The 26,061-nt window shown below is 39.1% G+C and carries 22 protein-coding genes and 2 pseudogenes; 4 read left to right on the forward strand and 20 right to left on the reverse strand.

Annotated features, from left to right (window positions below; translation table 11 throughout):
* From J7E77_RS20940 to J7E77_RS20950, 3 genes are all read right to left on the reverse strand, one after another.
* Window positions 1–1,473: a sucrose-6-phosphate hydrolase gene (locus J7E77_RS20940; RefSeq protein ID WP_214716801.1), complete on the reverse strand. Its 1,473-nt coding sequence runs from the start codon at window positions 1,471–1,473 to the stop codon at window positions 1–3.
* Window positions 1,474–1,540: 67 nt separating this feature from the next.
* On the reverse strand, window positions 1,541–2,974 hold the full coding sequence (locus J7E77_RS20945; protein ID WP_214716802.1) for a sucrose-specific PTS transporter subunit IIBC: 1,434 nt from the start codon (window positions 2,972–2,974) through the stop codon (window positions 1,541–1,543).
* Between the two features lie 156 nt (window positions 2,975–3,130).
* Window positions 3,131–4,117 carry a LacI family DNA-binding transcriptional regulator gene (locus J7E77_RS20950; protein ID WP_214716803.1) on the reverse strand — a complete coding sequence of 329 codons (987 nt, stop codon included), beginning with the start codon at window positions 4,115–4,117 and terminating at the stop codon, window positions 3,131–3,133.
* Window positions 4,118–4,314: 197 nt separating this feature from the next.
* Between J7E77_RS20950 and J7E77_RS20955 the strand changes: the two genes are divergently transcribed.
* Window positions 4,315–4,512 carry a hypothetical protein gene (locus J7E77_RS20955; RefSeq protein ID WP_066253763.1) on the forward strand — a complete coding sequence of 66 codons (198 nt, stop codon included), beginning with the start codon at window positions 4,315–4,317 and terminating at the stop codon, window positions 4,510–4,512.
* Window positions 4,513–4,646: 134 nt separating this feature from the next.
* Window positions 4,647–4,835 carry a hypothetical protein gene (locus J7E77_RS20960; protein WP_214716804.1) on the forward strand — a complete coding sequence of 63 codons (189 nt, stop codon included), beginning with the start codon at window positions 4,647–4,649 and terminating at the stop codon, window positions 4,833–4,835.
* A 42-nt stretch (window positions 4,836–4,877) separates the two neighbouring features.
* Here the strand turns inward: J7E77_RS20960 and J7E77_RS20965 are convergent.
* From J7E77_RS20965 to J7E77_RS20990, 6 genes and pseudogenes are all read right to left on the reverse strand, one after another.
* Window positions 4,878–5,246 (reverse strand): annotated as a pseudogene (locus tag J7E77_RS20965) (hypothetical protein).
* 503 nt (window positions 5,247–5,749) lie between these two features.
* Window positions 5,750–7,108 (reverse strand): MATE family efflux transporter, encoded by a 1,359-nt coding sequence (locus tag J7E77_RS20970; RefSeq protein WP_214716805.1) that lies wholly within the window; start codon window positions 7,106–7,108, stop codon window positions 5,750–5,752.
* A gap of 282 nt (window positions 7,109–7,390) precedes the next feature.
* Window positions 7,391–8,869 carry a SulP family inorganic anion transporter gene (locus J7E77_RS20975; protein WP_214716806.1) on the reverse strand — a complete coding sequence of 493 codons (1,479 nt, stop codon included), beginning with the start codon at window positions 8,867–8,869 and terminating at the stop codon, window positions 7,391–7,393.
* A 342-nt stretch (window positions 8,870–9,211) separates the two neighbouring features.
* The gene (locus J7E77_RS20980; RefSeq protein ID WP_251026575.1) at window positions 9,212–10,246 is read right to left on the reverse strand and encodes an MBL fold metallo-hydrolase; all 1,035 of its coding nucleotides are present in this window, start codon (window positions 10,244–10,246) and stop codon (window positions 9,212–9,214) included.
* Between the two features lie 138 nt (window positions 10,247–10,384).
* Window positions 10,385–11,215 carry a hypothetical protein gene (locus J7E77_RS20985; RefSeq protein WP_214716808.1) on the reverse strand — a complete coding sequence of 277 codons (831 nt, stop codon included), beginning with the start codon at window positions 11,213–11,215 and terminating at the stop codon, window positions 10,385–10,387.
* Between the two features lie 179 nt (window positions 11,216–11,394).
* Window positions 11,395–11,595: a cold-shock protein gene (locus tag J7E77_RS20990; RefSeq protein ID WP_066253749.1), complete on the reverse strand. Its 201-nt coding sequence runs from the start codon at window positions 11,593–11,595 to the stop codon at window positions 11,395–11,397.
* A gap of 382 nt (window positions 11,596–11,977) precedes the next feature.
* Between J7E77_RS20990 and J7E77_RS20995 the strand changes: the two genes are divergently transcribed.
* Both J7E77_RS20995 and J7E77_RS21000 read left to right on the forward strand, forming a co-directional pair.
* On the forward strand, window positions 11,978–13,213 hold the full coding sequence (locus J7E77_RS20995; RefSeq protein ID WP_214716809.1) for an MFS transporter: 1,236 nt from the start codon (window positions 11,978–11,980) through the stop codon (window positions 13,211–13,213).
* A gap of 54 nt (window positions 13,214–13,267) precedes the next feature.
* Entirely contained in the window at window positions 13,268–13,996 is a 729-nt protein-coding gene (locus J7E77_RS21000; RefSeq protein WP_214716810.1) for a protein-glutamine gamma-glutamyltransferase, read from the forward strand.
* 54 nt (window positions 13,997–14,050) lie between these two features.
* Here the strand turns inward: J7E77_RS21000 and J7E77_RS31950 are convergent, their stop codons facing one another.
* The 11 genes and pseudogenes from J7E77_RS31950 to thiD form a co-directional block, all read right to left on the reverse strand.
* Window positions 14,051–15,277 (reverse strand): DUF4132 domain-containing protein, encoded by a 1,227-nt coding sequence (locus tag J7E77_RS31950; protein ID WP_483861473.1) that lies wholly within the window; start codon window positions 15,275–15,277, stop codon window positions 14,051–14,053.
* A gap of 9 nt (window positions 15,278–15,286) precedes the next feature.
* Window positions 15,287–18,943: pseudogene (locus J7E77_RS31955) on the reverse strand (DUF5724 domain-containing protein); the annotation flags it as partial.
* Between the two features lie 114 nt (window positions 18,944–19,057).
* Window positions 19,058–19,375 carry a hypothetical protein gene (locus tag J7E77_RS21015; protein ID WP_251028139.1) on the reverse strand — a complete coding sequence of 106 codons (318 nt, stop codon included), beginning with the start codon at window positions 19,373–19,375 and terminating at the stop codon, window positions 19,058–19,060.
* Between the two features lie 179 nt (window positions 19,376–19,554).
* Window positions 19,555–20,559 (reverse strand): ABC transporter substrate-binding protein, encoded by a 1,005-nt coding sequence (locus J7E77_RS21020; RefSeq protein ID WP_214716813.1) that lies wholly within the window; start codon window positions 20,557–20,559, stop codon window positions 19,555–19,557.
* Window positions 20,560–20,575: 16 nt separating this feature from the next.
* On the reverse strand, window positions 20,576–21,346 hold the full coding sequence (locus J7E77_RS21025; protein WP_214716814.1) for an ABC transporter permease: 771 nt from the start codon (window positions 21,344–21,346) through the stop codon (window positions 20,576–20,578).
* Entirely contained in the window at window positions 21,336–22,079 is a 744-nt protein-coding gene (locus J7E77_RS21030; protein ID WP_214716815.1) for an ABC transporter ATP-binding protein, read from the reverse strand. Before J7E77_RS21030 ends, J7E77_RS21025 begins: the two co-directional genes overlap by 11 nt.
* Window positions 22,080–22,086: 7 nt before the next feature.
* On the reverse strand, window positions 22,087–22,758 hold the full coding sequence (gene tenA / locus J7E77_RS21035; protein ID WP_214716975.1) for a thiaminase II: 672 nt from the start codon (window positions 22,756–22,758) through the stop codon (window positions 22,087–22,089).
* Window positions 22,721–24,046 carry an acetylornithine deacetylase gene (locus J7E77_RS21040; RefSeq protein ID WP_214716816.1) on the reverse strand — a complete coding sequence of 442 codons (1,326 nt, stop codon included), beginning with the start codon at window positions 24,044–24,046 and terminating at the stop codon, window positions 22,721–22,723. Before J7E77_RS21040 ends, tenA begins: the two co-directional genes overlap by 38 nt.
* A gap of 25 nt (window positions 24,047–24,071) precedes the next feature.
* Window positions 24,072–24,584 carry an energy coupling factor transporter S component ThiW gene (gene thiW / locus J7E77_RS21045; protein ID WP_214716817.1) on the reverse strand — a complete coding sequence of 171 codons (513 nt, stop codon included), beginning with the start codon at window positions 24,582–24,584 and terminating at the stop codon, window positions 24,072–24,074.
* Entirely contained in the window at window positions 24,584–25,240 is a 657-nt protein-coding gene (gene thiE / locus J7E77_RS21050) for a thiamine phosphate synthase (protein ID WP_214716818.1), read from the reverse strand. Before thiE ends, thiW begins: the two co-directional genes overlap by 1 nt.
* Entirely contained in the window at window positions 25,237–26,055 is an 819-nt protein-coding gene (gene thiD, locus J7E77_RS21055) for a bifunctional hydroxymethylpyrimidine kinase/phosphomethylpyrimidine kinase (protein ID WP_214716819.1), read from the reverse strand. The genes thiE and thiD overlap by 4 nt, the downstream gene beginning before the upstream one ends.
* Between the last annotated feature and the right edge of the window lie 6 nt (window positions 26,056–26,061).

The following is a 26,061-nucleotide window of genomic DNA, read 5'->3' on the forward strand; positions in this document are numbered from 1 at the left end:
TCAATAATCCCATTTCTTTATATTGAACATAGCACTGCCTTTTGACGCAAAGAACCTAATTTGGTCGCAATCTGACTCTGGGAAAATCCGTGCTGTAAAGACTTCTTCCCCATCATTGATAAATATCTCAACAGAAGAGGTATCTACGAACATATGAATCGAAATCTTTTTGCTATTAAGTTGACATGCTCTTGTTGTCCCGTAAGCAGTTCCAACCTCCGTACCAGAATAACTGCGATCCAAAATCACCTTTTGTTCGGCAAGATGATATTTAATTACGGTTTTTTTCGTATCATTCGCCCGAAACTCAATTCCACATTCTTCTGCAAAAATATCAGACATTTCACAATACAATTCAAAGGTTGTACCATTCATACCTGGGAAGCTTTTCACATCATTCTCAATAAATTCCGTAATTTTTTGTTCAACTTTACGAAGCAGTTTCATTTCTTCTATTGGCTGTTGGATTAATTTGTTATCTTTCATCTTTAATTCGCGAGGAATCGTTAAACAATGAGCCCAGCCGTTAGGATCCGTTGGATATTCTATTTCCGGTAACCCCATCCAGCCAATGAGAATTCTTCTCCCATCCGGTCCAAGTGTCGTTTGCGGGGCATAAAAATCAAAGCCGCGGTCAAGCTCACGAAAATCACCGTGGACAAAATTTCTATTCGGCAGGTTTAGTTTCTTTCCCAAAATATACCCCGATTGATAAATATTGTGGAAATCATCGCCATGGGGTTCGAGCCCTTGAGGAGAAAATACAAAAATGCCTTGATGGCCGAGTTCAAAATAATCCGGGCATTCCCACATGTAACCAAAATTCTTTAGCTCCGTTTCTAATTCCCCTTCAAAGTTCCATTGTTTTAAATTGGACGAACGATAAAGGACAGCAGTACCGGTTAAATTATCACGTTGTGCACCAATAACCGTATAAAATTGGCCATCCTCAGACTTCCACACCTTTGGGTCACGAAAATGGTCGGTATAACCACTTGGAACAGTTGAGATTACTGGCAGGTTCTCTTTTTCAATATCACCTTGTTCATTCATAACAGCCAAACATTGATATGGATGCCTTTTCCAATTTTCATCGCGTGTATTCCCTGTATACATTAAATATAAATTTCCATCCTGTTCAATTGCACTGCCTGAATATGCTCCATGGCTATCGAAAAAATCCCCCGGTGCAATGCCTATTCCTTCGTCTTCCCAATGCACTAGATCCTTTGATTTCACATGGTACCAATATTTCAACCCATGGACAGGTCCTAATGGAAACCATTGATAAAATAAATGATAGTAACCATTATAAAAAGCAAAGCCATTTGGATCATTTAGTAAACCGGTATTAGGCTGTATATGAAACGATTGCCTCCAAGGGCAAACATTTACCTTTTTCATTAATTCCTGCATTGCTTCAGGGCTTTCATTTTCAATTCGGCGGTATCTTTTCTCTTTAGTCCACTCCATAATGTTTCTACTCCTTAAATAAATGGAAGAGAATCATTAATGATTCCCTTTCCGATTTTATAGATCTCTAGTTGGCTGCTACTTGCTTTTTCGCATCGCGTTTCCCGAGAATAATAGTAACAAGGAAAGCCGCAGCAAAAGAAAGTGCCATGCCGATAATATAGAAAGTAATTGTTCCTGGTTTAATAGAAATGATTCCAGGTAAACCAGCAGCCCCCATGGCAATAGCTTTCACTTTAAACAAAGTAACAAAGCCGGAACCTACGGCAGAACCAACGATTGCACCAATAAACGGATATTTTAACTTAAGGTTAACCCCGAACATGGCTGGTTCGGTAATACCAAGAAGTGCTGAAATACCTGCAGCAGAAGCTACTCCTTTTACTTTCGCATCCTTAGTCAGTGCAAGGACTGCCAGCGTTGCCGCACCTTGACCCACGTTAGACATAGCAGCGATTGGAAAAATGAATGAACCGCCAGTTTTTGCAATATCAGCCAAAAGCTGGGTTTCAATGGCGATAAAGCTGTGATGCATACCAGTGATGACGATTGGAGCATAAACAAGACCAAATAATATCCCGCCGATAAAGCCAGTTGTGTCATATAACCAAACTAAACCGTCTGTCAACAGATTACCCGCTCCACGAGTGATCGGTCCGATTAATGTGAACGTAAGAATTCCTGTGATGAAAATAGATAATAATGGTGTAACTAAGTTATCAAGGAAAGAAGGGACTCTTCTTCGTAAAAATGTTTCCATTTTTGCTAAAACAAATGATGAAACTAGGACAGGAAGCACAGAGCCCTGATAACCTACCTTTTCGATTTCAAAGTTAAAAATCTTCCAAATTGGAACTTCGCCTTTAGCTACCGCATCAGCATACCCGTAACCATTTAATAAGTCGGGATGGACCATGAGCATTCCAAGTGCAGCACCAAGATATGGATTACCACCAAACCGCTGTGTTGCGGAGAAGCCAATTAATATTGGTAAGAATACAAAGGCTGCATTAGCAAATGTATTTATAAGTCCTGCCAAATCGGCGATATTTGGATAAGCTTCGATTAATGATTTTCCTGCAATAAAGAAATCCTTAGCAGTTAAGAGATTATTGATTCCCATTAATAATCCGCCAGCAACGATGGCTGGAATAATCGGAACAAAGATATCCGATAGCATTTTGACAAATTGTTGAATAGGATTTAACTTCTTTGATCCTGCTTTGGAAACTTCCTTAGTAGACATTTCAGATAATCCTGTTAGTTTAGCGAGTTCCTTGTATACTTCATTTACTGTTCCTGACCCCAAGATAATTTGGAATTGACCACCCGTAGAAAAAGTACCTTTAACTACATCCATTTCTTCTAATTTAGCTTTATCAATGTTTTCATCTTCGTTTAAAACCATTCTTAATCTTGTTGCACAGTGTGCTGCTGCCGATACATTTTCCTTACCACCAATTGCATCAAGTATCTCTTCAGCAATCTTTTTGTAATTCATCAACTATCACCCTATCCTATTAGTTATGTTGTGGAACCGGTTCCGAAATCATTCAAAAAAAATCAATTAAAGGAACGAGTTCCAAGATGCTTTCGTAGGAACCGGTTCCAAAAATAAATATATTAAAGTGGAACCGGTTTCAACTAGATTATAAGATTAATAGATTACCTTGTCAACGCTTTCTTGCTCCATTATTTTAAATTTTGAAAGTGTTGTTTTTTCAATTTGTTCCTCATTAACCAATTTAACGATATTCATTGCGGCTACATGTCCTGCCTCTTTATAGAAAAACTTTGCTGTTGTGATGCCTGGAAATGTGATTTTCGTGATGTCATAGCCGCCAAATCCAGTAATGGAAAGCTGGTCAGGCACCGTTAGCCCCTCCATATTTGCTGCTTTTAAAGCACCTAAAGCGATATTATCGGTTGCACAAGCAATAATAGTAGGATGGAAGCTTTTAATAATATTGGGGACATTTTTGATTGCATCTTCAATTTTAAAGCTTGTTTCAAAATACTGAACTTCACACCTAGGTTGTTCTGAAACTGCCTTCATAAACCCGGCTTTTCGTTTGACACCTACAGCTATATCCCTCTCTGTAACACCCAAGTAGGCAATTCTTCTATGTCCTTTTTCCAGAATATATTGGCCTAACTCGTATGCAGCTTGATAATCATCGTGGATAACGCTGTGAAAATCAGAATGCTCCTGCCCCACTAATATGATGGGAACCTGAATATTATCAAAGGCTTCAATATGTCTTTCGGTGATTTCGGTTGCAAGAAGAATTATTCCTGCTACCTTTTGTTTGGCCAAACTATATATGTTTTCAATTTCTCGATCGAGATCCTGACTAGAGTTGGATATTACTAATTGATATCCTTGTTCCCTTAGCTGGTCATCCATCCCAATCAGAGTCTGTGATGTGGCGAATGAATCTAATCTTGGGACAATCGTGCCAATAATATTTGTTTTCTTGGCTTTTAGGCTTTGGGCAAATTTATTAGGTGTATATCCCGTTTCTTTAATGACACTTTCAATTTTTTTACTGGTTTTTTCACCCACAGATCCCCCGTTTAAGTAACGAGAAACCGTACTCTTTGCAACACCCGACAGTTTTGCTATATCCGCTATTGTAATCATATCTTCAACTCCATTTAAACCAATCACTATTATGAATGTATTATACACAATTTCCACTCAATAATCGAAATTAGATATTACATTCGTTGTAAACAGCCTTATTTGCTGATTTTTGCTGAAAAATAATGATGGACTATTTTTTCAAGCCTGATATAATCCATATAGAAAACAATAATTTATTTTTAAAGGTGGACATTATGGCGAACACTTGTAGATATGTTGTCAACGCACTTGGTAAAGGTGGGGAAACATATTATACGCTTTGTAAAGATAAACAAGAATTACAAAATTGGATTACAACCAATCAAGAAAAATTAATCATGGAAGAATTAAAGGTAACTGATAAAAATCAAACTTTATTCTCTAAACTATTTAACTTAAAAAAATTATATTAATCTTTTCAGACGCCATTCTTAATAGAATGGCGTCATTTATTTTTTAGATTACTAGTGTACTCACACCTAGCCTTTTATAGTTGGAATTTTTTGTGAATATAATTATACTATATTTATTAGAGAGGTGATTTTTTTTGAAAGAATTGAAGGAAATTAATAATCAACCAGGTTCGAATAACAATAAAAATGATGTCAGGGTAACTAATAATTTCACTTTGAATATTAACCTTGGGGATCCATTAAATTTATTCTCTCTAATTGGCGGTATTTATATTATTAGTAGATTAGTTAAAAAACGTAAAGGAAAAAGAAAAAAAATGTAATGACGTAATCATCATTACATTTTTTTCTTTTTTGTGCATTATTCACTCTTCCAAATGTCTTAATTTCTTTCTTAATTCTATCATTACAGCTCTTGGGTTTTCAATTTCAAAAATGACATATTTATACTTTCCGAAATTTTCTAATTCAAAATGGACAAGTGGTACTTTATGTTTACATGAAAGGAAGTACCATTCATTACCAAACTTAAAGCTGCCTTCGTAAATGTTGAGTGGTGCAATGGCGGTTCCAGGCATGCGGAGCATCTACATTGGAGGATCAAAGTCATCAATATAAACACTTTTTATCGATTTGTAAGGAATTTTCAACTGCCACTTTAATGCAAAAATGCTTAAAAGCGCAGTTAACTTCAGTACGAATTCTTCCTCTTTAAAGTGTACTTCCCTTCCCATAAAGGGTCACCTCACCTGCAGATTTGAAACTTACCATCATCTATATTTTACCATTAGAAGATTCAGTAAGCCAATTATTTATTAAATTTTCTACGTGACTCTAATTGCTTAGTAAAAACAAAAACAGGCACGTAAACGAGCTCTACGTGACCCTAATCGGTGTAATTATACAATTACAGGCACGTATACGTGTTCTACGTGACCCTAATCGGTGTAATTATACAATTACGGGCACGTAGACGTGCTCTACGTGACCCTAATCGGTGTAGTTATACAATTACAGGCACGTAGACGTGCTCTACGTGACCCTAAAATGTGAAAATGAACAAAAAAGAGCACGTAGCTAATCTACGTAACCCTTTTTGTTTCCAACAATATCAAAGTGTCCACTCCATACGGACAAAATCCAAATACTGTCTTTTCGTGGTGCCTGACACCAAAAAAGAACACCAAATAAAGACACCAGTAAAGACGCCAATAAAGACACCAAATAAATGAGACCATTAAACCGCTCTACTGACGAATTTCCGCTTTTGGATGTAGATGAGTCTGATGGATAGGGCTATTCCGGCTGCGAGCAGGCCGATGGTTAGTCCGATCCAGTAGCCTCTTGCTCCTAAACTCGTATAATGTGCGAGTAGATATCCTGATGGAAGACAGATGAGCCAATAGGCTATGAGTGTCATGATAAAGGCAAGGTTGACGTCCTTATATCCTCTTAAGGCAGCTTGGGCAGTTGCCTGGATGGCATCACAAATTTGGAAAAACAGCGCAAAGATTAAGAAATTGGCGGTTAAATTAATGACGGCCATTTCATTCGAGTAAAAACCGGCAACTTGATAACGAAAAATCACTACTAATACTCCAGTCACAACGGCAATCAAGATGGCAAGATAAACTCCTAACCAGCTGTATTGTTTCGCATCTTTATAACGACGGGCCCCAACTTCATACCCGACTAGGACCGTTTGTGCCGTCGAAATACTAATCGGAATCATGTATAGAAAAGAGACGATATTTAAAGCAGATTGATAGGCAGCAATGGTAGTGACATCAAATTTACTTAGTAAGATGGTAACCACCGCAAACATACTAGTTTCAAAGAATGTAGAGAGTCCCATCGGCACGCCGATCTTTAATATCTCTTTACATTTATCCCAAGAAAATTCTTTTAAATCAGCAAAAACGGAGTACGTGGAGAAAGGTTCTTGGGTTTTAACAATAAACACCGTCATCCCCATAATCCCCCAATACGTAATCGATGTTGCATACCCTGCCCCTGCACCACCAAGCTCTGGGAAACCCAAGTTTCCAAAAATGAGCACATAGTTCAAAAAGAAATTGAACGGTAACGACAAAAGCATGATCACCATAATAACCCTAGTTTTGCCAAGTGCATAAATAAATGATCTAAGTACATTAAAAATAAATAGCGGAAGAATTCCATAGCTGAGTCCGACTAGATAATGAAAGGCAGTGTTATGCACACCGGAATCAAGTTTCATTAAATCTAGGATCGGGTCTAACAAAAAGAACCCCAGGATGATGACCACTAGTGCAATTAAAATGGAAAGATACATTCCATGCTTCACCACTGATGCTACTTCATTGCTCTTCTTTTCACCAAAGCGTTGAGCGGCAATGGGTGAAACCGCAAGAAGTATTCCGCTGATCCCCGTAAAAATCGGACTCCAAATCGAGGACCCTATTGCTACTCCGGCTAAAGCGGTGGAATTGTACTTCCCTGACATAATCGTATTAAAAAACACCATTGAAAACATGCCAAGTTGTGTAATTAAGATAGGAATCAACAAAATAAAAATTTGCTTTGTCTTTTCCTTTAACGTATAGGTTTGATTCATATACAGGTTCTCCTTGAGAAATAAAAATCCGAAACTTCATTATACTCTATATTGGATTATTATTCCTCCATTAAATTATTGAACCTTGGAAGAGTTTACCTAAACAGCTAGATGATTTCTTTTCTCCTGAATCTGTGCAGCAGTTTTCGTGTGTAGTTTGGGTGTCTTCTCGAGTTTCACTTATCTCTATGATTTCCACCTTAAAACAGTCTTTAGAGGAGTTTTTCCCTAAAAATAATATGCAAAAAAAACGCTGGATTCAATGATCCAGCGTTCATTTATTTAGTGGCCAACTGCTTTTCCCAGTCCACCCGGTTTGTTGTGAACAGCAAGTTTTTCAATCAGTTTATTGCTTTCAGAGTTTAATCCTATTAAGTTTACTTTAACTCCATTTTGATGGTACTTGATGACTACTTTATCAATCGCACCAATCGCAGAATCATCCCAAAGGTGGGCATTGGATAGGTCTAGGTCAATTTCACTAACGTTTTCTTTATAATCAAAACTGTTTACAAAGTCAGTTACTGAAGCAAAGAAAAGTTGCCCAGTAACATGATATATTTTTTTATTTGAGCCTTTAGCTGAAAGACTTGATACTTTCACTTGTGAGATTTTTGAAGCAAAGAATATCGCACTTAAGATGATTCCCGCTAAAACCCCTTTAGACAAGTCATGAGTCTGTATTACTGTAACAACGGTCACAATCATCACAATGGTATCTGTAATTGGTACCTTTTTGAATGACATTAGGCAAGACCAATCAAATGTTCCAATCGAAACCATAATCATCACACCAACAAGTGCGGCCGTTGGAATTTGCACGAGGAATCCTCTTAACGAAACAATCAAGATTAATAAAAACGCACCTGCGACAAAAGTGGATAATCTGCCCCTGCCGCCAGATTTGATATTAATACCAGACTGACCAATCATTGCACATCCAGCCATTCCTCCAAAGAATGCTGAAACAATGTTCGCAATACCTTGTCCAACGGCTTCCCTGTTCTTGTCACTCTCTGTATCAGTCAGATCGTCGACAATTGTTGCCGTAAGAAGTGATTCAACTAATCCTACAATCGCGATGGATAATGAATAGGGAAAAATAACCTGTAGTGTGTCAAAGGTGAATGGAATGTCCGGAATCAAAAAGACAGGTAATTTGGATGTTAATTCTCCCATATCTCCTACGGTCCGAACATCACTGCCCGTAAAAATAGCAATCGTTGTTACTACAATAATCGCAACCAACGCTGAAGGGACAGCCTTCGTAAAACGAGGTAAGATATAAATGATCGCGAGCGCAAGTGCGACCATGGCATACATTTGCCATGACTCCCCGACGAAATGCGGTAATTGAGCGGCAAAAATAAGGATCGCTAGTGCATTAACAAACCCGGTCATTACGGACCTGGGAACAAATTTCATCAATCGCCCTAACTTTAAAGCTCCCATAATGATTTGTAAAACACCCGTTAGAATCGTTGCAGCAAGTAAATATTGCAATCCGTGGTCTTTAACCAATGTCACCATTAGTAAGGCTGTGGCACCCGTAGCAGCAGAAATCATCCCAGGCCTTCCACCAACAAACGCGATTGTCATCGCAATACAAAAAGAAGCATACAATCCGACCATTGGGTCAACACCAGCAATAATGGAAAAAGAAATAGCCTCTGGAACTAATGCAAGTGCTACCACAATACCTGCTAAAATATCTCCCTTTGTATTTCCAAACCACGCATATTTAATTTTATTTAAATCCAAAATTGCATCTCTCCCTTTGTTTCACTAAATGTACAGATTCTTACTGTACAGTCGTTTCAGATTTATAACTTGACTTTCAACTCTCATGAAAGTCGTGTCCGTTATTAACAGAACAAAGTATAAAGGATTGTAACAAGTTTGTGAAATTCAATGTAATCGGATACAATCTAAATTTTCTTTGTATTGCGCCTTTTTACTTTGGATTTCGTCTTATCTCCAAAAATATAGAGAAAAGTTGTTGGAAGCAAAAATGTATTAAATAAAAAGGATTCTTATCAATTAAGTGTAATAAATGATCGTACAAAAAAAGATTGATTCCACTTAAATAGCGGACATCAATCTTTAGCTTTTGTAACTATATTTCCACCAAACTTTACGTGGGTAATCTTCCGAATCAATATAAACCGTTTCACCGATTCTGGGTGTTGAAATGCCAAGTTGTCTTTCTTTTTGGGCAGCTTTTGTTACTCTTTCAATTGGATCCGTCCAGTCATGTAAGGCTAGTGTAAAGGCTCCCCAATGAATTGGTATCATTATTTTCCCCTTCACATCGAGATGTGCTTGGACGGTTTCTTCTGGCGTCATATGAATTGCCGCCCAACGTCTGTCGTATTGACCGCATTCCATTAGTGTCAGATCAAAGGGACCGTATTTAGCACCTATCTCTTTAAAATGTGGCCCATACCCGCTGTCCCCACTAAAAAAGATTTTAGTATTCTCCCCCTTAATTACCCATGAACACCATAATGTCGTATTGCGGTCTGTTAAGCTTCTGCCTGAAAAATGCCTTGCTGGTGTGGAAGCAATCTTAAGTCCTTCATGATGAAGCTCATCCCACCAATCTAGCTCTATTATGATTTCTGGATTTACTCCCCATTTTTCTAAGTGGCTTCCAACACCTAGCGGGACAATAAATTGTTTGACCTTTTCCTTTATTTTTCTAATCGATCCATAATCCAAATGATCATAATGGTCGTGACTGATGATGACAATATCAATCGTTGGAAGATCTTCTATGATAAATGGAAGGCCTTTGCTATAGCGCTTTATGCCGAAGATTGGAAATGGTGTAGGTGCCCCGCCAAACATCGGATCTAATAGTATTCTTTTTTCATCCAATTCTAATAGTAGAGCCGAGTGACCAAACCAGGTGATTTTTGGTTGTGTATCATTTGGGTGATCCAAAATTTTCAATTTTTCTATTGGGATTGCATTCTTAGGTCTTCCATTGGGATTACCTTTGATGAAATCAATTAATATTGAAACCGTTTCTTTAAAGCTATTTTCCATTATTGTTGGAACGCGGTTGACGAATTTCCTTTTATGAGAGAAGTTTTCGGATTGCTCATATTTACTAAGCCTCTCCTTCGAAGCCATTTTCCCAAATGGAGGATAATAACTCAAGAATAAATAAGTAAGTCCAACTAAGCCTAAAACAATAATCAGTGCGATCATACAAGTGCCTCTTCCTTTTACATGTTGGTCTGACAAAAATAGGACCTCTGTGAGAGCGTCCTATTTCTTAACTATTTTTGAAGGGTTATTAATTTTATACAAGACCGGTACAGCTACCAGGAATTCTTCGTCCACATCTTTTCCTTTTCCAAGTTTCTTAGCAGCAACTTTACCATCGAATTCAAGTGAATCCCCTATCGCCAATTCAAACTTTTTGAGTGTCTTGCTGTGGCTACACCAGGCTAGACCGATTTCTAGTGGATTTTCCTCGTGGACAATCTGAACATTTTCTAAGACAACAACTTCATCATTTTCCTCATTAAACGGATTGTAAACGAGCGCGAACTGTTTTACATTGGCAGTAAAATGGACCTTGTCCACTGGAAGTTCGAGTTTTGGAGCCTTCTCCTTTTTAGGTTTCGATTCCTTTGTTTTTGGTGGCTTAGCTACTTCTTTTTTGGCAGGTTTTTCGGCTGGTTCTGTGATTGCCTCTGCAATTATTGGTTCACTTTCGTCCACAGTCACAAGTTCAGGTGCAACCGTTTCTTTTTCATCAAAAGTTAACAAGCTTTCTTTTCCAAAGCTCGATTGCTGCATTTCTTTTAAATAGGCTGGATGGATACAAGTGAGATTTCCGTCTTGGAATTCAATCACAAGCGTATTAATATCCAATGCGCTCCCGTAAGTTTCATACCCTTTAATAGTTACTTGGCGCTGATAGTTTCGATCCTTGTACCAGAATTCTTTTTTCGCTTCTCTCGCTGAAGATAAACCCCATTCCTTGAGTTTCTCTTTGTAATGGTCCATATCACGGAATGTTTCATATTCACCTTTGGGCGGAATATACTTCGTCAATTCGGACTGCTCTAATTGAGGACGCTGGATGATCATCCTAACACTTCCTTCCACTATGTTTGTGATTTCATTATATTTCAACTTCTGCCAATAAAAAAGGGAAAGAGCTTTTCCTCTTCTCCCAGTGGTATTTATATGTATTTGCTTATTTATTGTTTTAAATTAAAAAAAGGCTCTACTAGAGAGCCTTTTCATTCACATTTATGTGGTTTAGATTATGCTTTACGAACGTTAGTTGCTTGTGGTCCACGTTGACCTTGTTCAACTTCAAAAGTCACTGCTTGACCTTCGTCTAAAGATTTGAAACCTTCGCCTTGGATAGCTGAGAAATGTACGAATACGTCGTCTCCAGCTTCGCGCTCGATGAATCCAAAACCTTTTTCTGCATTAAACCATTTTACTTTACCTTGTTCCATTTGTGTTTCCTCCTGCTGTGTGCTTTGCACACATAAAATTACTATCCTTGCTCAGTTCGATCTTTTAGACAAAAAGCAGTATTCCCTTTTTTCATCCTTACCGACTAACAAAAATAATTCTCCTTAACTATAACAGATGGTCCCGGATAATGCAAATATATCTGAGGAATTTATTATTTCTTTTGTAAAAATATTGTAGAAATACTATTGTCTTTTTATCATTAAAAGGCAGAAATACTACAATCCAAACAAAAAATCTAAGGCTATCACAAAACACTTTCATAAATGATCCATTGGTTCGTTATTTTAAAATAATTTTGAAAAAATCCAGTATTCTTGTTGTATAATAGCTTTAGAATTTTTATGAAGATGGTGGATGAACATGCGCACATACAACGAAAAAGTAAGTATCTATCATGGAATGGTGTCTACCATAGCTGTGAACCTTGCCAGTAATTTTTTTCCTATTTTCGCTATTTCTATTCTCGGCGCAAGCAACTATCAAGTCGGATTGATCAGCTCGCTTCCTCCATTGGTTGCACTTATTATGACAATTCCAGCCGCTTTCATGTTGAATCGTTTAGAGCAGCAAAAGAAGACCGTTGCCATGTCCGTTTTATGGGCAAGAATCTTATTTGTTCTTTTAGCTGGAGTCCTTTTTATTCGTTCGGATTATCAAGCATGGGCGTTTTTGATCATAGTGGCTTTAATGAATGTGCCCGGAACTATATCAAATATCGGGTGGCAAACTCTTATTAGTGGGATGATTAAGGAAGACCGAAGAGGAGCGTTTTTCAGTGACAGAAATCGACTATTAACCATTGTAGGCATGATCACTACTTTGATCATTGGGATCGTTATGAAAAACCAAACCAACCATGCGGTCGCCTACCAGCTTTTATTTCTCATGGCCTTTCTTTTTGGGTTATTAGAAGTATTTTTCTTAATGAGGCACAAGGAAACGGTCCAACCGAAGACGAACAAGAACAAGGAGCAGGAGCAAAAGAATTCATCTATGGATTGGTCGATTTTTAAGGATAACGGATACAAGTGGTTTCTAATCACTGCCTTATGTTTTAATTTCTCATGGCAAATGACATGGGGATTATTTAATATTTATAATGTGAAATATGCTCATGCAACGATTCTTTGGATTAGTATATTTTCAGTAGCTAATCAATTAGTGCAGATATTTTCCTTTCCATTATGGAAAAGATGGGCTGAACAAAAATCCAATACCTTAATGCTCGTTTGGGTTGCTGCAGGAATGGCAACTGCACCGTTTTTGACCGTTTTGTCCACTAATCTAATCTATTTAACCTTTGTCTCGATGACTTCAGGGTTCTTTCTTTCAGGTACCATGCTGCTATTGTTCAACCTGTTGTTGGAGCAATCTCCAAAGGACAAAAGAACGTATTGCATCACAACCTATAATGTCCTATTATCCTTTGTTGCATTTATCGCGCCGCAAATCGGCATTTGGCTTCTCGAAGTAACAGGCATACAAAAATCAATGAACATCATATCCATCCTAAGATTTATCAGCGCAATCGTCTTCTTCTTAATGTACGTTAGATTTATGAAAAATAAAAAACTAGCAGATAATTGGAACTATTAGTTTAAAAGTTTCATATTTTTTTAGAAGGAGTGGATTAGGGAAGAAGGTAGGAAAATGATTAAAATAAATCAGCAAACGATTCACGTGGATGATCTTAGTCATACCCTTACAACGAAAGAACAGAAAGACATCGTTACTAAAATGGAGAAATACAAGGATATTTATCAGTATCAAACTTTAAGTCAATTCCAATTTGAGCTGCTGTTCCGAACAAAGACGCTGCAAGCTGCCCGAGAGCTTAATAAAAGTAAGGTACAGTTTACAACCTTTTCGTATGCCTTTTGCAGCAAAAAGTATTGGGATCGTTTAGGCAATGGTGGTTTTCTTCTCAAACCAAATATAAGACCTAGCGTCGCCATTCTAGACGTTTTAAAAAATGGATCCCTTTATGCCTTTGATTGTTCAACAGGAATTGCGATTGTCTTATATCTTGCTACCCTTTATTCGATTGGAAGCACAAGGTTTGATCTACTCTTTAACGGGCTTTACTTAATGGATTGGCAATTTGATAACGATCTAAAGCTAACTCAAAAATATGGGTATGATTTCATACCTGGTGACATCTTGCATTTCAATAATCCAGATGTCAACCCGAAGGAGTCACATTGGCGCGCTGAAAATGTGATTTTTATGTCCGATGACCAATTCTATGGACATGGAGTAGGGATCAAAAAGGCAGACACCATCATTACCTTCCTAAATAAAAAAAGAAAGCCAAATCCGCGGATCTCTGCATATTTCATGAATCTTATCACGAGACCCGTTTATCGTACATTTTTATAAAATTTAAAGACCGCTACCATCGAAATAGCGGTCTTTTGTATGAACGAAATTTTGCTAGTTTTTTATTTGTTCCAAAATAAACGGATCTTTGATTTTCTTATCTTCCGCGAGCAAAAGGACTTTTGAAACAATTTCGGCTGTTTTTGGGTCCTCGTCCATGAATGGCAGGAAGATTCGACCACGCTGCTGCGAATGGACGGGAACAATATAAATGGCACCTGTGGCCTGTTTATACACATTGGCACTTCCAAGGTGAACACTATAATCCCCAAGACTTCCGTTAATCAGCGCAAAATTGCCCTGGATTCTTACATTTTCCAATCTCATTAATCGAACTGATTCCGCGACTATTACTTTTCTCATATCAATCGTCGTTAGGCTCGCTTCTGGGTCCACCCCGCCCACATGGGCGATACTGACAACCAAATCTATGTCTCGCATCGTTTCTGAGAAAATCACCTTTGGAATATTTTTAATTTCTAGAGGTTGATAGGTTAGACGGTCGAAAAATTCAATTGTTTCCAAGGTTGGACACTCAACATCCGATGGAGAGAACCAATCTGCTAAAGCATTTAGTTGCACGATAATATTTTCCTTGTAGTAGACTTTTTGAAGTCCCGCTTCATAGCTCGTCGTCCACAATCGACTTTTTAATAAGGCAACTGTTTTTTGCGGCTGGATTTGGTGACCCGCGTATCTTCGTGTTCCCGTTCCCGCTGCAAGTTCATCCTGATTTGGTAAATATAGTTCTCGAAACACCTGCTTAAACGGCTGTTTCACCTTCCTAGCGAATAAAGCCCGTTGGAATTCACTCCATTGCCCACTCTCAAAGAGATCGACTGGGTGAGCGATGAAAATTTCATCAGTGGCCTGAATGGAATACTTGTCAACCGTCCCAACACCATTTAGAGAATCGTCTTCAAAAAAGCCTAAATAGTTCCCCACTTTTAATACCAATGATGACATCAGTGGCGTTAACACCGGATTTTTCATCATATTATAAAGTTCACTTAAAAGAAAACTACTTCCAAGCTCCATCGAGCGTTCCAATTCTTCTTTTGCTCGTTTGTATTGCTCCTTTAAATCTGATTTAAACTCTTTTAAGACAACAATATAATCATGTTTATTGTACTTGGCTGGGAGCGTTTTAAGTGTTTTATCCCCTTTTACTGCTTTGATATCTCCTCGCCCATTGGCATCAATCACGAGCTGTACAGTCAGATCATCCATCACTTTTGGCTCAAGAAATGGCGTAATCTCTTCCATTTTTTTCGCTTCCATCGCCCACTTTAACCTAGTTACATCCTTATAACCTGCATTTCTGGCGAGGTTATCAAGGGCAATCGAGACTGTTTTCGATTCACTGGCACGGCGCTGTGCCCCAAACTTCTTACTTTCCTGTAAAAATCTTTGTAAGAATACGTATCGATTGAGAACATCTTGTTCATTTTTCACTGGAATCAAACTGTAACATAATACTTGATCCTTTGTTCTTTTTTCCTGAACTAGGTTTTTAGTATTTTCAAGCGCTAATTTCCCCAAGACCGCATCCGCAAACAGCTGTGATCTGCGATGATTCGCACCTGCCGAAATGTATTTAGCACATTGATAGAGAATTTGAAACCGTTCCTCACCCAACTGTTCGTAAGACTCTTTAAACCACCTAATGTCAAAAGCACCATCTTGAAAATCCTGTGGTGAGATGGGCGAATAATGCGCAACAATGGTTTCTTTTTCCTCGGAAAATGTCTCATTGATATGGGCATGGAAATACCAGGCGGCACTCCTCAAACCATTCCAATTTAAATGCCTCGAAACAATGTCAAGCCATTGCGGGGCATACATTGCTGCCTCTAATAATCTTTTTTCTGACAATGTCTTTCCCTTTATAAATTGCTTCAGTTGTGTGTCGCTGTCCCCATCTTTTGGGTAACTTGTTTTTAATAAGTAGGAGAAAACTTCTTTTTTAGTGAGATCGCTGCCATTACCATAAATATAGCCGCGCACGAACGATTCTTTATCAAGGCCTAATAGGATTTGCACAAAGGATTCTATGCCTTCATGGCGTTCAATTCCCATAGCCACGGTAGTTATATCTGTTTGGAGATCCCCTCTTTTTAGTTCAATTTCTAATATTCTTTGAACCACCTGATCTTTAATAGGAATCATATCAGGATAATTTTTTAAAAAATGATCTTTGGGATTGGTTAATTCTGATACATAGTCTCTACTTGTATCATCTCGACCCAAAAGCTCATGAAAAATGACCTGTTCATCAATCATTTTTCGTGCATAACCTTTTGCTAAATCTTCCATTGACGGAAGAAAACTTTCAAAATTAGCTATCGTATATAACTGATACTGAAGCTTGAAATACACATCAAAGGATTCACTAGTAATATCGGCAAAGTGTTCAGCCCATTCCAGCCATGGATCGGTAAGAAAATCAAGCAGCTTATATTCGGTTTTGAGTTTATCTTCAGGGATCGAATGAACAAGAAAATTTAAAACAGCACTGATGTTGTCGAAAAGCTCTTTTGAATCTTGACTCGTAAAATAAGCATCGAAAAGATTTTCTACTTGGGAACGATAATTCAAATCATCAAGAAAGCGATTCATTTCTTCGATGTTTTCGATTGGATAAATTTCTTCTAAAAATGTTTTTCTCCAGCCCTCTACCTTTGGATTATCCATAACCTCCCAAACATCCAGCCTATTATGGTAATAGCTAATGATTCTGTCCGAGTGGAGATAAAAGGCAGTCTGAATGAGCTCTGATGCTGGTACCACATGGGTATTAAAATACTCCTTCCAAACTTCAGCTAATGGAAGATGATCGATTTTCTGTTTTTCATCCTCTTGATAAGAGCACCTTAATTCCTCGCCAATATGGAGCGTATCCTTTGAGCCATCATACCACTCGACCTCATATTCTACCTGACGATGTTCATGAACTAATGCGGCTAAACCTTGAAGAAATTGTTTACTAGAATCTATTGTTGGCTGCAAAAGGTTCTTTAACATTAGTTCAGGATGGTTGAATTCGAGGTTTACTCGATGATTCGGGTCATATAATCCAAACCCATTAACCAGGTTGTATTCCTCGGTTTGAAACAACTTATCAAGTAATATTTGTTCTTTTGAGCCAGCTTCCATTTGAAGGATTGTATTTTTAAACGCTTTAACTAGTCTTACACGCTCCTCTTGATCATTGATTTCTGATAAGATTTCAAGCGCACCCACTCGTTGCAACTCTGCTTTACTTGATAATAAACGGTCAAGCGCGGTTTCTAGTTGATCCTTCGGGAGTCCTAGTAAAATCTGAATGGCTCCTTGTCGGAGGGCTCCAGTTTTTAATTTTAAAATCGCTTCAATCTTTTCAATCTCCTCAGGCATCAACTCAATTGATTTGATATGCGCAAGGGCGATTTCTCGATTTTTCACACTTTTATCAGCAAGACTTTCAAAAAGGAAATCGCGTTGTGTTTTATCCGAGTAATCCTTGATAAAAAATGAAAGAAGATCTTCTCTTAATTCAGCACTTACCTTGTCCTTCGATTCAATTAATTGTCTTAGCCAATCCTTATCCAAGTCGTAGGCAGTTAAGAACATCATTTTTCTCGCAATTTCGTTCCTTGAGAAAAATAGGGTTAGTCCTTGAATGGCTTTTGATTCGATTGAAACCTCTCTTTTGGGCATGTGTAAGAACATGTTTTTAAACAACTCAAAATGTCGAGATCGTTCCTTCTTGTTTTCTAACAATGGTACCTGGTTGACTGTCAGCGTGCTTTCACTTTTTTCAGAATCGTATGACCAATGGATATCGTAGTCATAGACATAGTTTTTGAGAAGATAATATTGCAGCTCTACATTCTTTTCAAATAAAAACGGGTGCGCTAACTCAAATCTCATACCCGCATTTTGGCTTTGTGTTAAAAAGTATTGGGCCATCACCTTTTGATAGGTTTCGCCGTTTTCCATCAGGAATTGGATCGGTTCTTTTATATCGTCTTCTTCATTCACTGCTGTTGCCCAAAGACTAATGCAAAGTGTATTCAGATTCTCGCTTCTAACTCCCTCTTCACGCAGCTTTCGATTTGATAGAGAATCTGACGCGTATTGAATCGATCGTTTAGTCACTCTTTTATCCGAGGCTTGCAGGTCCAAGCCTGTCCAAAGGTCAAGCGCTCTCACGACGGAACTGTAACGAATAAGTTCGTTGTCAAGGATGACTTTAAGCATGTATTTAGTTGCTTCTAATGTACCTTCATCCATATTTTCGACAATGCTTTGGCGCAGGCCCTCTTACAGTCTGGCGGCAAGTAACAAATCACCGAGCATTTTATATCCTTCCTGGCTATGGCTTTTAAAAACGCCCTTGATCATTTCATATGTTAGTAGTGCCGTGTTATTTTCTCCGAAAATCACTTCAGTTAAGGCTTGGATTACCCGCTCATTGTTTTGGTCGATTTCATAGGCAATCACATCACTGATCAGTGGATTGTATATCGACGAACCCTCACGGCTGGATAGATAATCAATAATCGAAAACTCTTCAAAATCCAAGTCAAACAAATAAAGGAGGCTCTCGATCATTCCATGGTAGTGATACTCGAGGTTTCTTGTCCGAAACGGTCGGCGCGAATATCCTTCACTGTATGGATATTCACACTTATGGTCGATGATATATTGAAAAAGAGCCCCGTATTCTGCTCCGATTAAGGTGTGCACAATTTCCACTAGCGGTTGGAAAATGAGGGGGTCACGGGGGCTTTTTTGTGTGAATAGGATGTTTCTAATTTCTTGAAGATTTGTGTCCCGTACGATGTAGGTCGCGTCCATTAATTTTATTAGAAGCAGCGCCAATTTCTGCTCTGTTCCAGAAATTTCTTTGTTTGCCTTCGCTTCTAAACTCTCATAATATAGGTCCTTATTTTTTGCTCTCATACCGTTTCCCCCCTTACCACATACGTCCTGCTAACATTGTCAGCTTTATAAAAGAAAGTTGATCATCCTCTTGTAAACCCAATGACTCATCTAATTCGAGCGACTCTTTTTCATTTATAAATACTTGGTATAAACCATCTTCAAATGCTTGGATAGCAACTCTGACTGCCGTTTGCAGATTGCTTTTTGGTCACTATATTTAGTCCCAAACCCTACTTTTCCGGCATGGACTTCCTGTTCGATTTCCTCGTTTGTTAGGAAACTTACCAAGTTGGTTTCTGTTTCGGTTGCATTGAACACCTGGACTTGGATTGACACTAATTCTGTCAACAGCACTCTAAGTGTCGGCGGAGAACTATCTAAATGAATCTCCTTTTTCGTAAGATAAGCCTTCCTCTTAGCCAGACTTTTCATTGTCACAAAGATTTTCATATAACTACCTCAATAATAGATTTTAACTATATATTAGCAAACTTCAATGAGGTATTCAGCAACAACCGGATAAATGGAACAACAAAAAAATGTCCACCCAGGGTGGACATTTTGCTCGTTTTGTCTTTTTGTGGTGCCTGACACCAAATTACTGGCACTGACACTAACACCAATTTACTTTAATAGTTAATAAATGCATCCTCGGCTTTTACGGTGTCTTTTATGACTTTGTTGTCTTTTAGCCATTGGGCTGTGTTTTTCCAGGTTTCTGGTTCTTGGTAGCCGAATGGTTTTTCTTTTGCATCCATTAGTGGGAGAAGGATTTCTAGGCTTTTTGTTTCGACATCCTTCTCAAGTGGTGATGTTTTATCTTCATGGTTCATTAAGATCGAAAGACCATCTTCTGGATGTTCCTGAACGTATTTTTGACCTTCCGTAATCGCAGCCATAAACTTTTTATAGACTTCTGGTTTTTCTTTTAATCCCTTTTGGCTAGCGACCATAACTAATTCATAATAATCTGGAACCCCATAGTCCGCAGGATTTAATGCTCTCATCGGGTGACCTTCTTTTTCCAGCAATAACTTCTCATGGTTAATATAGCCGCCGATCAGCGCATCAGTTTTTTTCGTTGCCATTGCAGGAATGAGATCCCAGCCCACATCGACCATTTTTATCTTTCCGGCGTCTCCGCCATCAGCTTTCACCATCGTTTGAACGATCGCTTCATCTAATGGAATCGATGGATAGCCAATCGTTTTCCCAGCTAAATCTTTGGGTGATTTTATCGAACCATCTGCTGGCACCATTAATTGATTTAATGGATGACGGACAATTGCTCCAATGGATTGAACAGGAATACCTTCACTGCGTGCCACAAGTACCTGTGGTTGATAGCTAAGCGCCATGTCAATTTGGTTGGCCGCAACCAGTTTAAGCGGATCATTGGTATCTGCAGGCATTTGGATATCCACATCTAAGCCTTGTTCTTTAAAATAGCCCTTTTCTTCGGCTACAAAAAGAAAGGAGTGCACCGCATTTGGATACCAATCTAACATTAAGCTAACTTTTTGTAGTTTATCGGCAGCCCCCGTGGTTTTATCTGATTCCTTTTCATTATTTTTACCACAAGCACTTAATAGCAGTAACAAAAGACTTACCATGATCAAAAAACTTTTCTTCATTTAGATTTCTTCCTCTCTAGCTGCGAATTTTATTTTTCAATAACTGTTTTTCCAATAAACCTATGAATAAAAACAACACAATCCCTAAAAGCGATAATAAAAATATTGCAGCAAACACGGAGTCTGCCTGTAAGTTACCAGACATTCGTCGACTGAAGTACCCTAGGCCTTCACTAGCACCCAGCCATTCACCAACAGTCGCTCCGACAACACAATAAACAACTGACAACTTCAATCCTGAAAAAATGGCTGGTAATGCCATAGGAATCTGGATTTTTTTAAAAATTGTCCAGCGATTGGCGCCCATTGTTAACAGTAATTCCCGGTATTCACTTCCACCAGATTTCAATCCATCATAGGTACTTACGACGATGGGAAAGAAGGCGGTTAAAATAGTCACGGCAATTTTGCTCCAAATCGAATAGCCAAACCACATAATAAAAATCGGTGAAATTGCAATTAACGGCACCGTTTGTGAGATAACAAGAAATGGATATAATACCTTTTCAATGGAACGAGAAAAATGCATAGCAACTCCCAGCGATAATCCACCGATTACGGAGAGCACAAAACCGATCAGAACTTCCTTTACGGTAGCCGGCATATGCACTTCAAACAAAAGCTGTCGGTTTTCTTGTAATGACCCCCAAATAGCCGAAGGCGCTGGCAAAATAAAGGAAGGAATCATGCCTTGCTTAACTACCCATTCCCATATGCTGACAAGGAGGATCACCACTATCAAAAACAAACCGTACTGTTCCGTCCATTTTTTCAAACTAGCTTTCATTGTGAATCAGCCACTCCAGTTCTTTTCTCATCGTAATAAACTCTGATTGATAGATTAGCTGTGAGCTTCTTGGTCTCACCAGGTTGACCTTCATTTCTTTGATTCCGGTGTCTTGGAGCAAATAGATTCTATCGCTCAACAAAACCGCTTCTTCAAGATCATGGGTAATGAACAATACCGTCTTTTGTAATTCCCCCCACAGTCCTAATAACCAGCTATGCATGTTCCGTTTTGTCAGGGAATCGAGTGCGCCAAAGGGCTCATCCAATAATAAAAGATCTTTTCCTGTCATAAGGGTTCGTAAAAAGGCTACGCGCTGCTTCATACCTCCCGAAAGTTCATTCGGATAAGCTTTTTCATATTCTGCCAAACCAAACCGCGATAACCACTCTCGTATTTCAGGAATTCTCGCTTGCTTTGGTTCCTTTATCACTTCTAAAGGTAGTAACACGTTTTCTAAAACGGTTCTCCATGGTAAAAGCAGATCCTTTTGCGGCATGTAACCGATACTCCCTAATCTCTTTCCAGTCTTTAGACCATTGACCAGAATATCTCCTTGGTCAGGTTCAAGTAAACCAGAAATCAATTTAAAAAGAGTGCTCTTTCCAGATCCACTTGCGCCAATCACTGAGACAAACTCTCCTGGCTTAACGTCTAGTGAAATTTGATCGAAAATAGGATTGGAGTTTCCTTCACTTTGAAAAGAGTAGGATAGGTCTTTGATAGATAACATGGTTGAGCTAGACAGGCCACTCGCCTCCCTGATAGACCATATCCCAGAACATATATTCAAATCGAGATGTTGTCAGGAAATGTTCTTCTAAGATCGCTAACTCCCGTTCCGGTTTCCCTTCCGCCAATCTATCCAATAAATCGATCAACCAAGTTGCTAATGAACCAAATTCATTAGAAGAGTACATTTTCACCCATTCTCCATAAAGATGGTGATCACTAGCATTCGGATAGGTATCTGCTAGCATCTTGCTAATCTCCCAGTAGCTCCACATACACGGCAAGAGAGCAGCAATTAATTCCTCGAGCGAACCTGTTTGAGCGACATTTAGCATATACCGAGTATAAGCTAAGTTAACCGGCGTTGGTTTTGTTTCCTCCAGCTGTTGATGGGTAATTCCAAACCTCTCAGCATACTGTCTGTGCAGATCCATTTCTCCGTGCAATGTCTCATGCAAAAGCTTCGCAAATGCGGCCATGGTTTCAATATCCTTTGCCTTAACAGCCCCTTTAGCAAACAGCTTAGAGTAGTCAATTAAAAACACATAGTCCTGTTTCATGTAGCGGATAAAGGATTCAACAGGCAGATCCCCTGTACCTATTCCGACTACAAATGGATGCTGATGGGTTTTCTGCCATACATCATTTACTGATTGATAAAGTCTTTCGGTGAATTTCATTTCCATACTCTTCCTTCCTCGTGTTGCACCATTCCGCGATAAATACAGCTAATACTTTTGTAAAATCTAATAATTGGCGAATTTCAACTTTCTCATTGACTGCATGGGCATCTTCCAATTTACCAGGTCCAAAGATGACCGTTGGAATACCAGCTCGACCCAGCCAGCCTGCATCTGTAACGGTGGTTGACATGCCCACCGTCGGCTTGTCTGTTAACAATTTTTCATAGGAATTAGCTAAAACCTTCGTTCCAGGATGATCAGAATCAATTTCTAACGAAGGAAAAATTTCACCACGGTCAACAATCATTGATTTTCCGCCCCAAACAAACTGTGGCGGATTCTCGCGAAGCCACGGATCTGCCGCTGCAACTGCACCAATATGTTGTTCTATTTCTTTAATTACCTCTTCATAGTCTTCATTCGGGTAAAAATGAACCGTAACCCATAGAGCACAGCGATCGGCCACAAATGCTGCATGCCTGCCACCTTCAATTACGGCAGGATTAATCGTATTTGTGCCGGGAGGAAAGCCCTGATAACTTTTCGTAACTGCCCAGTGGCGTTCTAAGTCTTGTAGTCCCGAAATAATCTTCATCATTTTCTCGATCGCACTGGCCCCTTTAACACCGCCACCTGCATGAATCATCATCCTACGGATTCCATCATGAAAAGTTTCTTTACTTTGAATGGTAATCCATCCAGTTATGACTCCGCCTTGTCCTTGAATATGTAAATCACTTGTATCAACCACTACTGCATAGTCAGCGGTATAACCCCTCTCAGTGCACGCCAGCGTCCCAGCCTCTCCAACTTCTTCACCGATAACAGATTGAAATTGGAGATCACCTTTTAGCGGGATACCCAGATCTTTTAAAAGTTTAATTGCGATTAGTGATGCCGCAATTCCACCTTTCATATCGGCCACACCACGTCCATATATGTAGGAATCTTTGCGATAGGCAGAAAACGGAGAATAATCCCATTCTGTATTATCCCCAACTTCCGCGACATCCACATGACCATTTACAATCAAACTATTATATTGCTCAGAAGATTCACCAGGTAAATTGCCAACCACATTCGGATCTCCGGGATAGACATCCCACTTATCTGTGGAAAATCCCATGTTTTCTAAATACCCTCTTATAAATTCCTGGACATCATTTGTATTCCGTGCAGGAGGACTAACGGTTGGAAACGCGATAAGCGTGGTCAACAATTCGATTAATTCCGCTTCTCTCGCTTCTACTTCTTGTGCGATTTTTTCAAGCAGATCCTCTTTCATTTGTTCACTCCCTTACTATCGATGATTAGTTCCTGATAGTGGTATCATTTTCACTAACAATCAAAACTTTCTTTCTTAAAAATACGGTTAAAATAATAAATCCAATCAGCGCTCCAGCAAACGAGCTAAATATAAATAATGGAATAAACCCAAATAATGTTGCCTTTTGACCGAGAAAAAGAGTAGCGATTGGGTAAGAAAGCAGTGCCCCAATGATACCCGTTCCAATTACTTCTCCGATAAAAGCAAGATAGATCTTTCTAGTTTTCAAAAATAAAAGCGAGGCCAGTAAAGCTCCAACCATACTTCCAGGAAAGGCAAAAATCGAACCAGTTCCCATCAGGTTTCTTAACAGGGATACACAAAAGGCTTGAGCTACAGCATAATAAGGTCCTAAAAGAACGGCTGATAAAACGTTCAAAAAGTGCTGAACCGGGAAGACCTTTGTAAATCCAATCGGTATATAGAACAGATTGCTTGAAATGGTACCGATCGCTATCATCATCGCAGTTAACGTCAGTTTATGTGTTTTGTTCACTAGAATACTTCTCCTTTAATACCGACACTATTTCTTAACGCCCTGGCTGCTTCCATTGGTGATTCTGCATGGCTTATGGCGGTAATAACGGAAACCCCATCTGCCCCAGCTTCCACTACCGATTGAGCATTTTCGATCGTGATCCCTCCGATTCCAACAATCGGAATATCAATGCCATCTTTTCGAAATTTTTCGATCAGTATTGTTCCCCGTGATGGTTTAGCATCCGCCTTTGTTTTTGTCGGAAAAACAGGGCCCATGCCAAAATAGTCAGCTCCACCGCTTATTGCAGTCATGGCTTCTTCCGCTGAATGGACGGAAACCCCAAGGACTCTCTTATCGCCAATCTTTTCCCGAACTGCGTACACCGATTCATCCTCTTGTCCGATATGTACACCGTCCGCATCAATTGCCACAGCCAACTCGATATCGTCATTAACAATGAAAGGGATATGATGTGCTCTGCAAATTGCTTGAAGTTCTTTCGCAAGTGCATATTTATCAGCTCCAGTTAACGCGCCGTCACCCTTTTCTCGATATTGAAAAAGTGTAATCCCACCGGCAATTGCCTCTTTTAATACTTCGGCTGGATCCTTTAAACAGTTGGTGCTGCCCATGATAAAATAAACACTTAAAGCCGCTCGTAAGTTTTTCATAATTCAGCCAGTTCCTTTGCAATTTTTCTTTTTCGATATGCCCAATGGTTTGTTGGACCATGTCCTTGCCCTATCTCCAAATGGTTCTCAATTGCGGCCTGAATAAAATCCTTTGCTTTACATACTGCTTCATAAAGAGTTTCCCCTTTTGCTAGTTCAGCAGTAATTACTGCGGAAAAAGTACAACCTGTTCCATGTGTGTTCTTTGTCTGAATTCTCTTGCTGGTAAAGTAGTAAAATTCCTTTCCATCAAATAATAAATCAGTGGATTCAGACTCATTTTCATCATGGCCGCCCTTAATCACGACATTTTTTACGCCTAACGCAAGTAGTCTTTTAGCAGACTCCAGTTTATCTTCCACTGTCAGAATCGACATGCCCGTTAGTACTTCCGCTTCTGGAATATTCGGGGTGATTACCGTTGCTAGCGGCAATAAGTATTTTTTCATGGCAGAAATGGCTTCCATTTGCAACAAAGAAGCGCCACCCTTTGCAATCATGACAGGATCGACAACAACATTTTGCCATTGATAATTTCTGAGCTGTGCTGCGACTGCCTCGATGATTTCAGCATTAAAAAGCATTCCTGTTTTCACCGCATCCGTACCGATATCTTCGCCGATCGCTTGGATCTGTTTTACGACTGCCTCAGCTGTCATTGGATAGACAGCATGGACTCCTAAAGTATTTTGGGCCGTTACTGCAGTTAATGCCGACATCCCGAAAACCTCTAATTCCTGAAATGTCTTTAAATCCGCTTGAATTCCTGCTCCTCCGCCGCTATCAGAACCAGCGATTGTTAATGCTTTTTTCATTTAAAT

The sequence above is a fragment of the Bacillus sp. ISL-77 genome, assembly GCF_018613105.1.

Coding starts and splice junctions, on each gene's coding strand:
- J7E77_RS20955 (WP_066253763.1), top strand. CDS start 4,315: ATGGCGAACACTTGTAGATATGTTGTCAACGCACTTGGTAAAGGTGGG.
- J7E77_RS21025 (WP_214716814.1), bottom strand. CDS start 21,346: ATGAAAGCTAGTTTGAAAAAATGGACGGAACAGTACGGTTTGTTTTTG.
- J7E77_RS20995 (WP_214716809.1), top strand. CDS start 11,978: ATGCGCACATACAACGAAAAAGTAAGTATCTATCATGGAATGGTGTCT.
- J7E77_RS20945 (WP_214716802.1), bottom strand. CDS start 2,974: ATGAATTACAAAAAGATTGCTGAAGAGATACTTGATGCAATTGGTGGT.
- J7E77_RS20940 (WP_214716801.1), bottom strand. CDS start 1,473: ATGGAGTGGACTAAAGAGAAAAGATACCGCCGAATTGAAAATGAAAGC.
- tenA (WP_214716975.1), bottom strand. CDS start 22,758: ATGAAATTCACCGAAAGACTTTATCAATCAGTAAATGATGTATGGCAG.
- J7E77_RS21030 (WP_214716815.1), bottom strand. CDS start 22,079: ATGTTATCTATCAAAGACCTATCCTACTCTTTTCAAAGTGAAGGAAAC.
- thiD (WP_214716819.1), bottom strand. CDS start 26,055: ATGAAAAAAGCATTAACAATCGCTGGTTCTGATAGCGGCGGAGGAGCA.
- J7E77_RS31950 (WP_483861473.1), bottom strand. CDS start 15,277: ATGGAAGCGAAAAAAATGGAAGAGATTACGCCATTTCTTGAGCCAAAA.
- J7E77_RS20950 (WP_214716803.1), bottom strand. CDS start 4,117: ATGATTACAATAGCGGATATAGCAAAACTGTCGGGTGTTGCAAAGAGT.
- J7E77_RS21015 (WP_251028139.1), bottom strand. CDS start 19,375: ATGAAAATCTTTGTGACAATGAAAAGTCTGGCTAAGAGGAAGGCTTAT.
- thiE (WP_214716818.1), bottom strand. CDS start 25,240: ATGAAAAACTTACGAGCGGCTTTAAGTGTTTATTTTATCATGGGCAGC.
- J7E77_RS21000 (WP_214716810.1), top strand. CDS start 13,268: ATGATTAAAATAAATCAGCAAACGATTCACGTGGATGATCTTAGTCAT.
- J7E77_RS20985 (WP_214716808.1), bottom strand. CDS start 11,215: ATGATCATCCAGCGTCCTCAATTAGAGCAGTCCGAATTGACGAAGTAT.
- J7E77_RS20980 (WP_251026575.1), bottom strand. CDS start 10,246: ATGGCTTCGAAGGAGAGGCTTAGTAAATATGAGCAATCCGAAAACTTC.
- J7E77_RS21040 (WP_214716816.1), bottom strand. CDS start 24,046: ATGAAAGAGGATCTGCTTGAAAAAATCGCACAAGAAGTAGAAGCGAGA.
- J7E77_RS20990 (WP_066253749.1), bottom strand. CDS start 11,595: ATGGAACAAGGTAAAGTAAAATGGTTTAATGCAGAAAAAGGTTTTGGA.
- J7E77_RS20970 (WP_214716805.1), bottom strand. CDS start 7,108: ATGAATCAAACCTATACGTTAAAGGAAAAGACAAAGCAAATTTTTATT.
- J7E77_RS21020 (WP_214716813.1), bottom strand. CDS start 20,559: ATGAAGAAAAGTTTTTTGATCATGGTAAGTCTTTTGTTACTGCTATTA.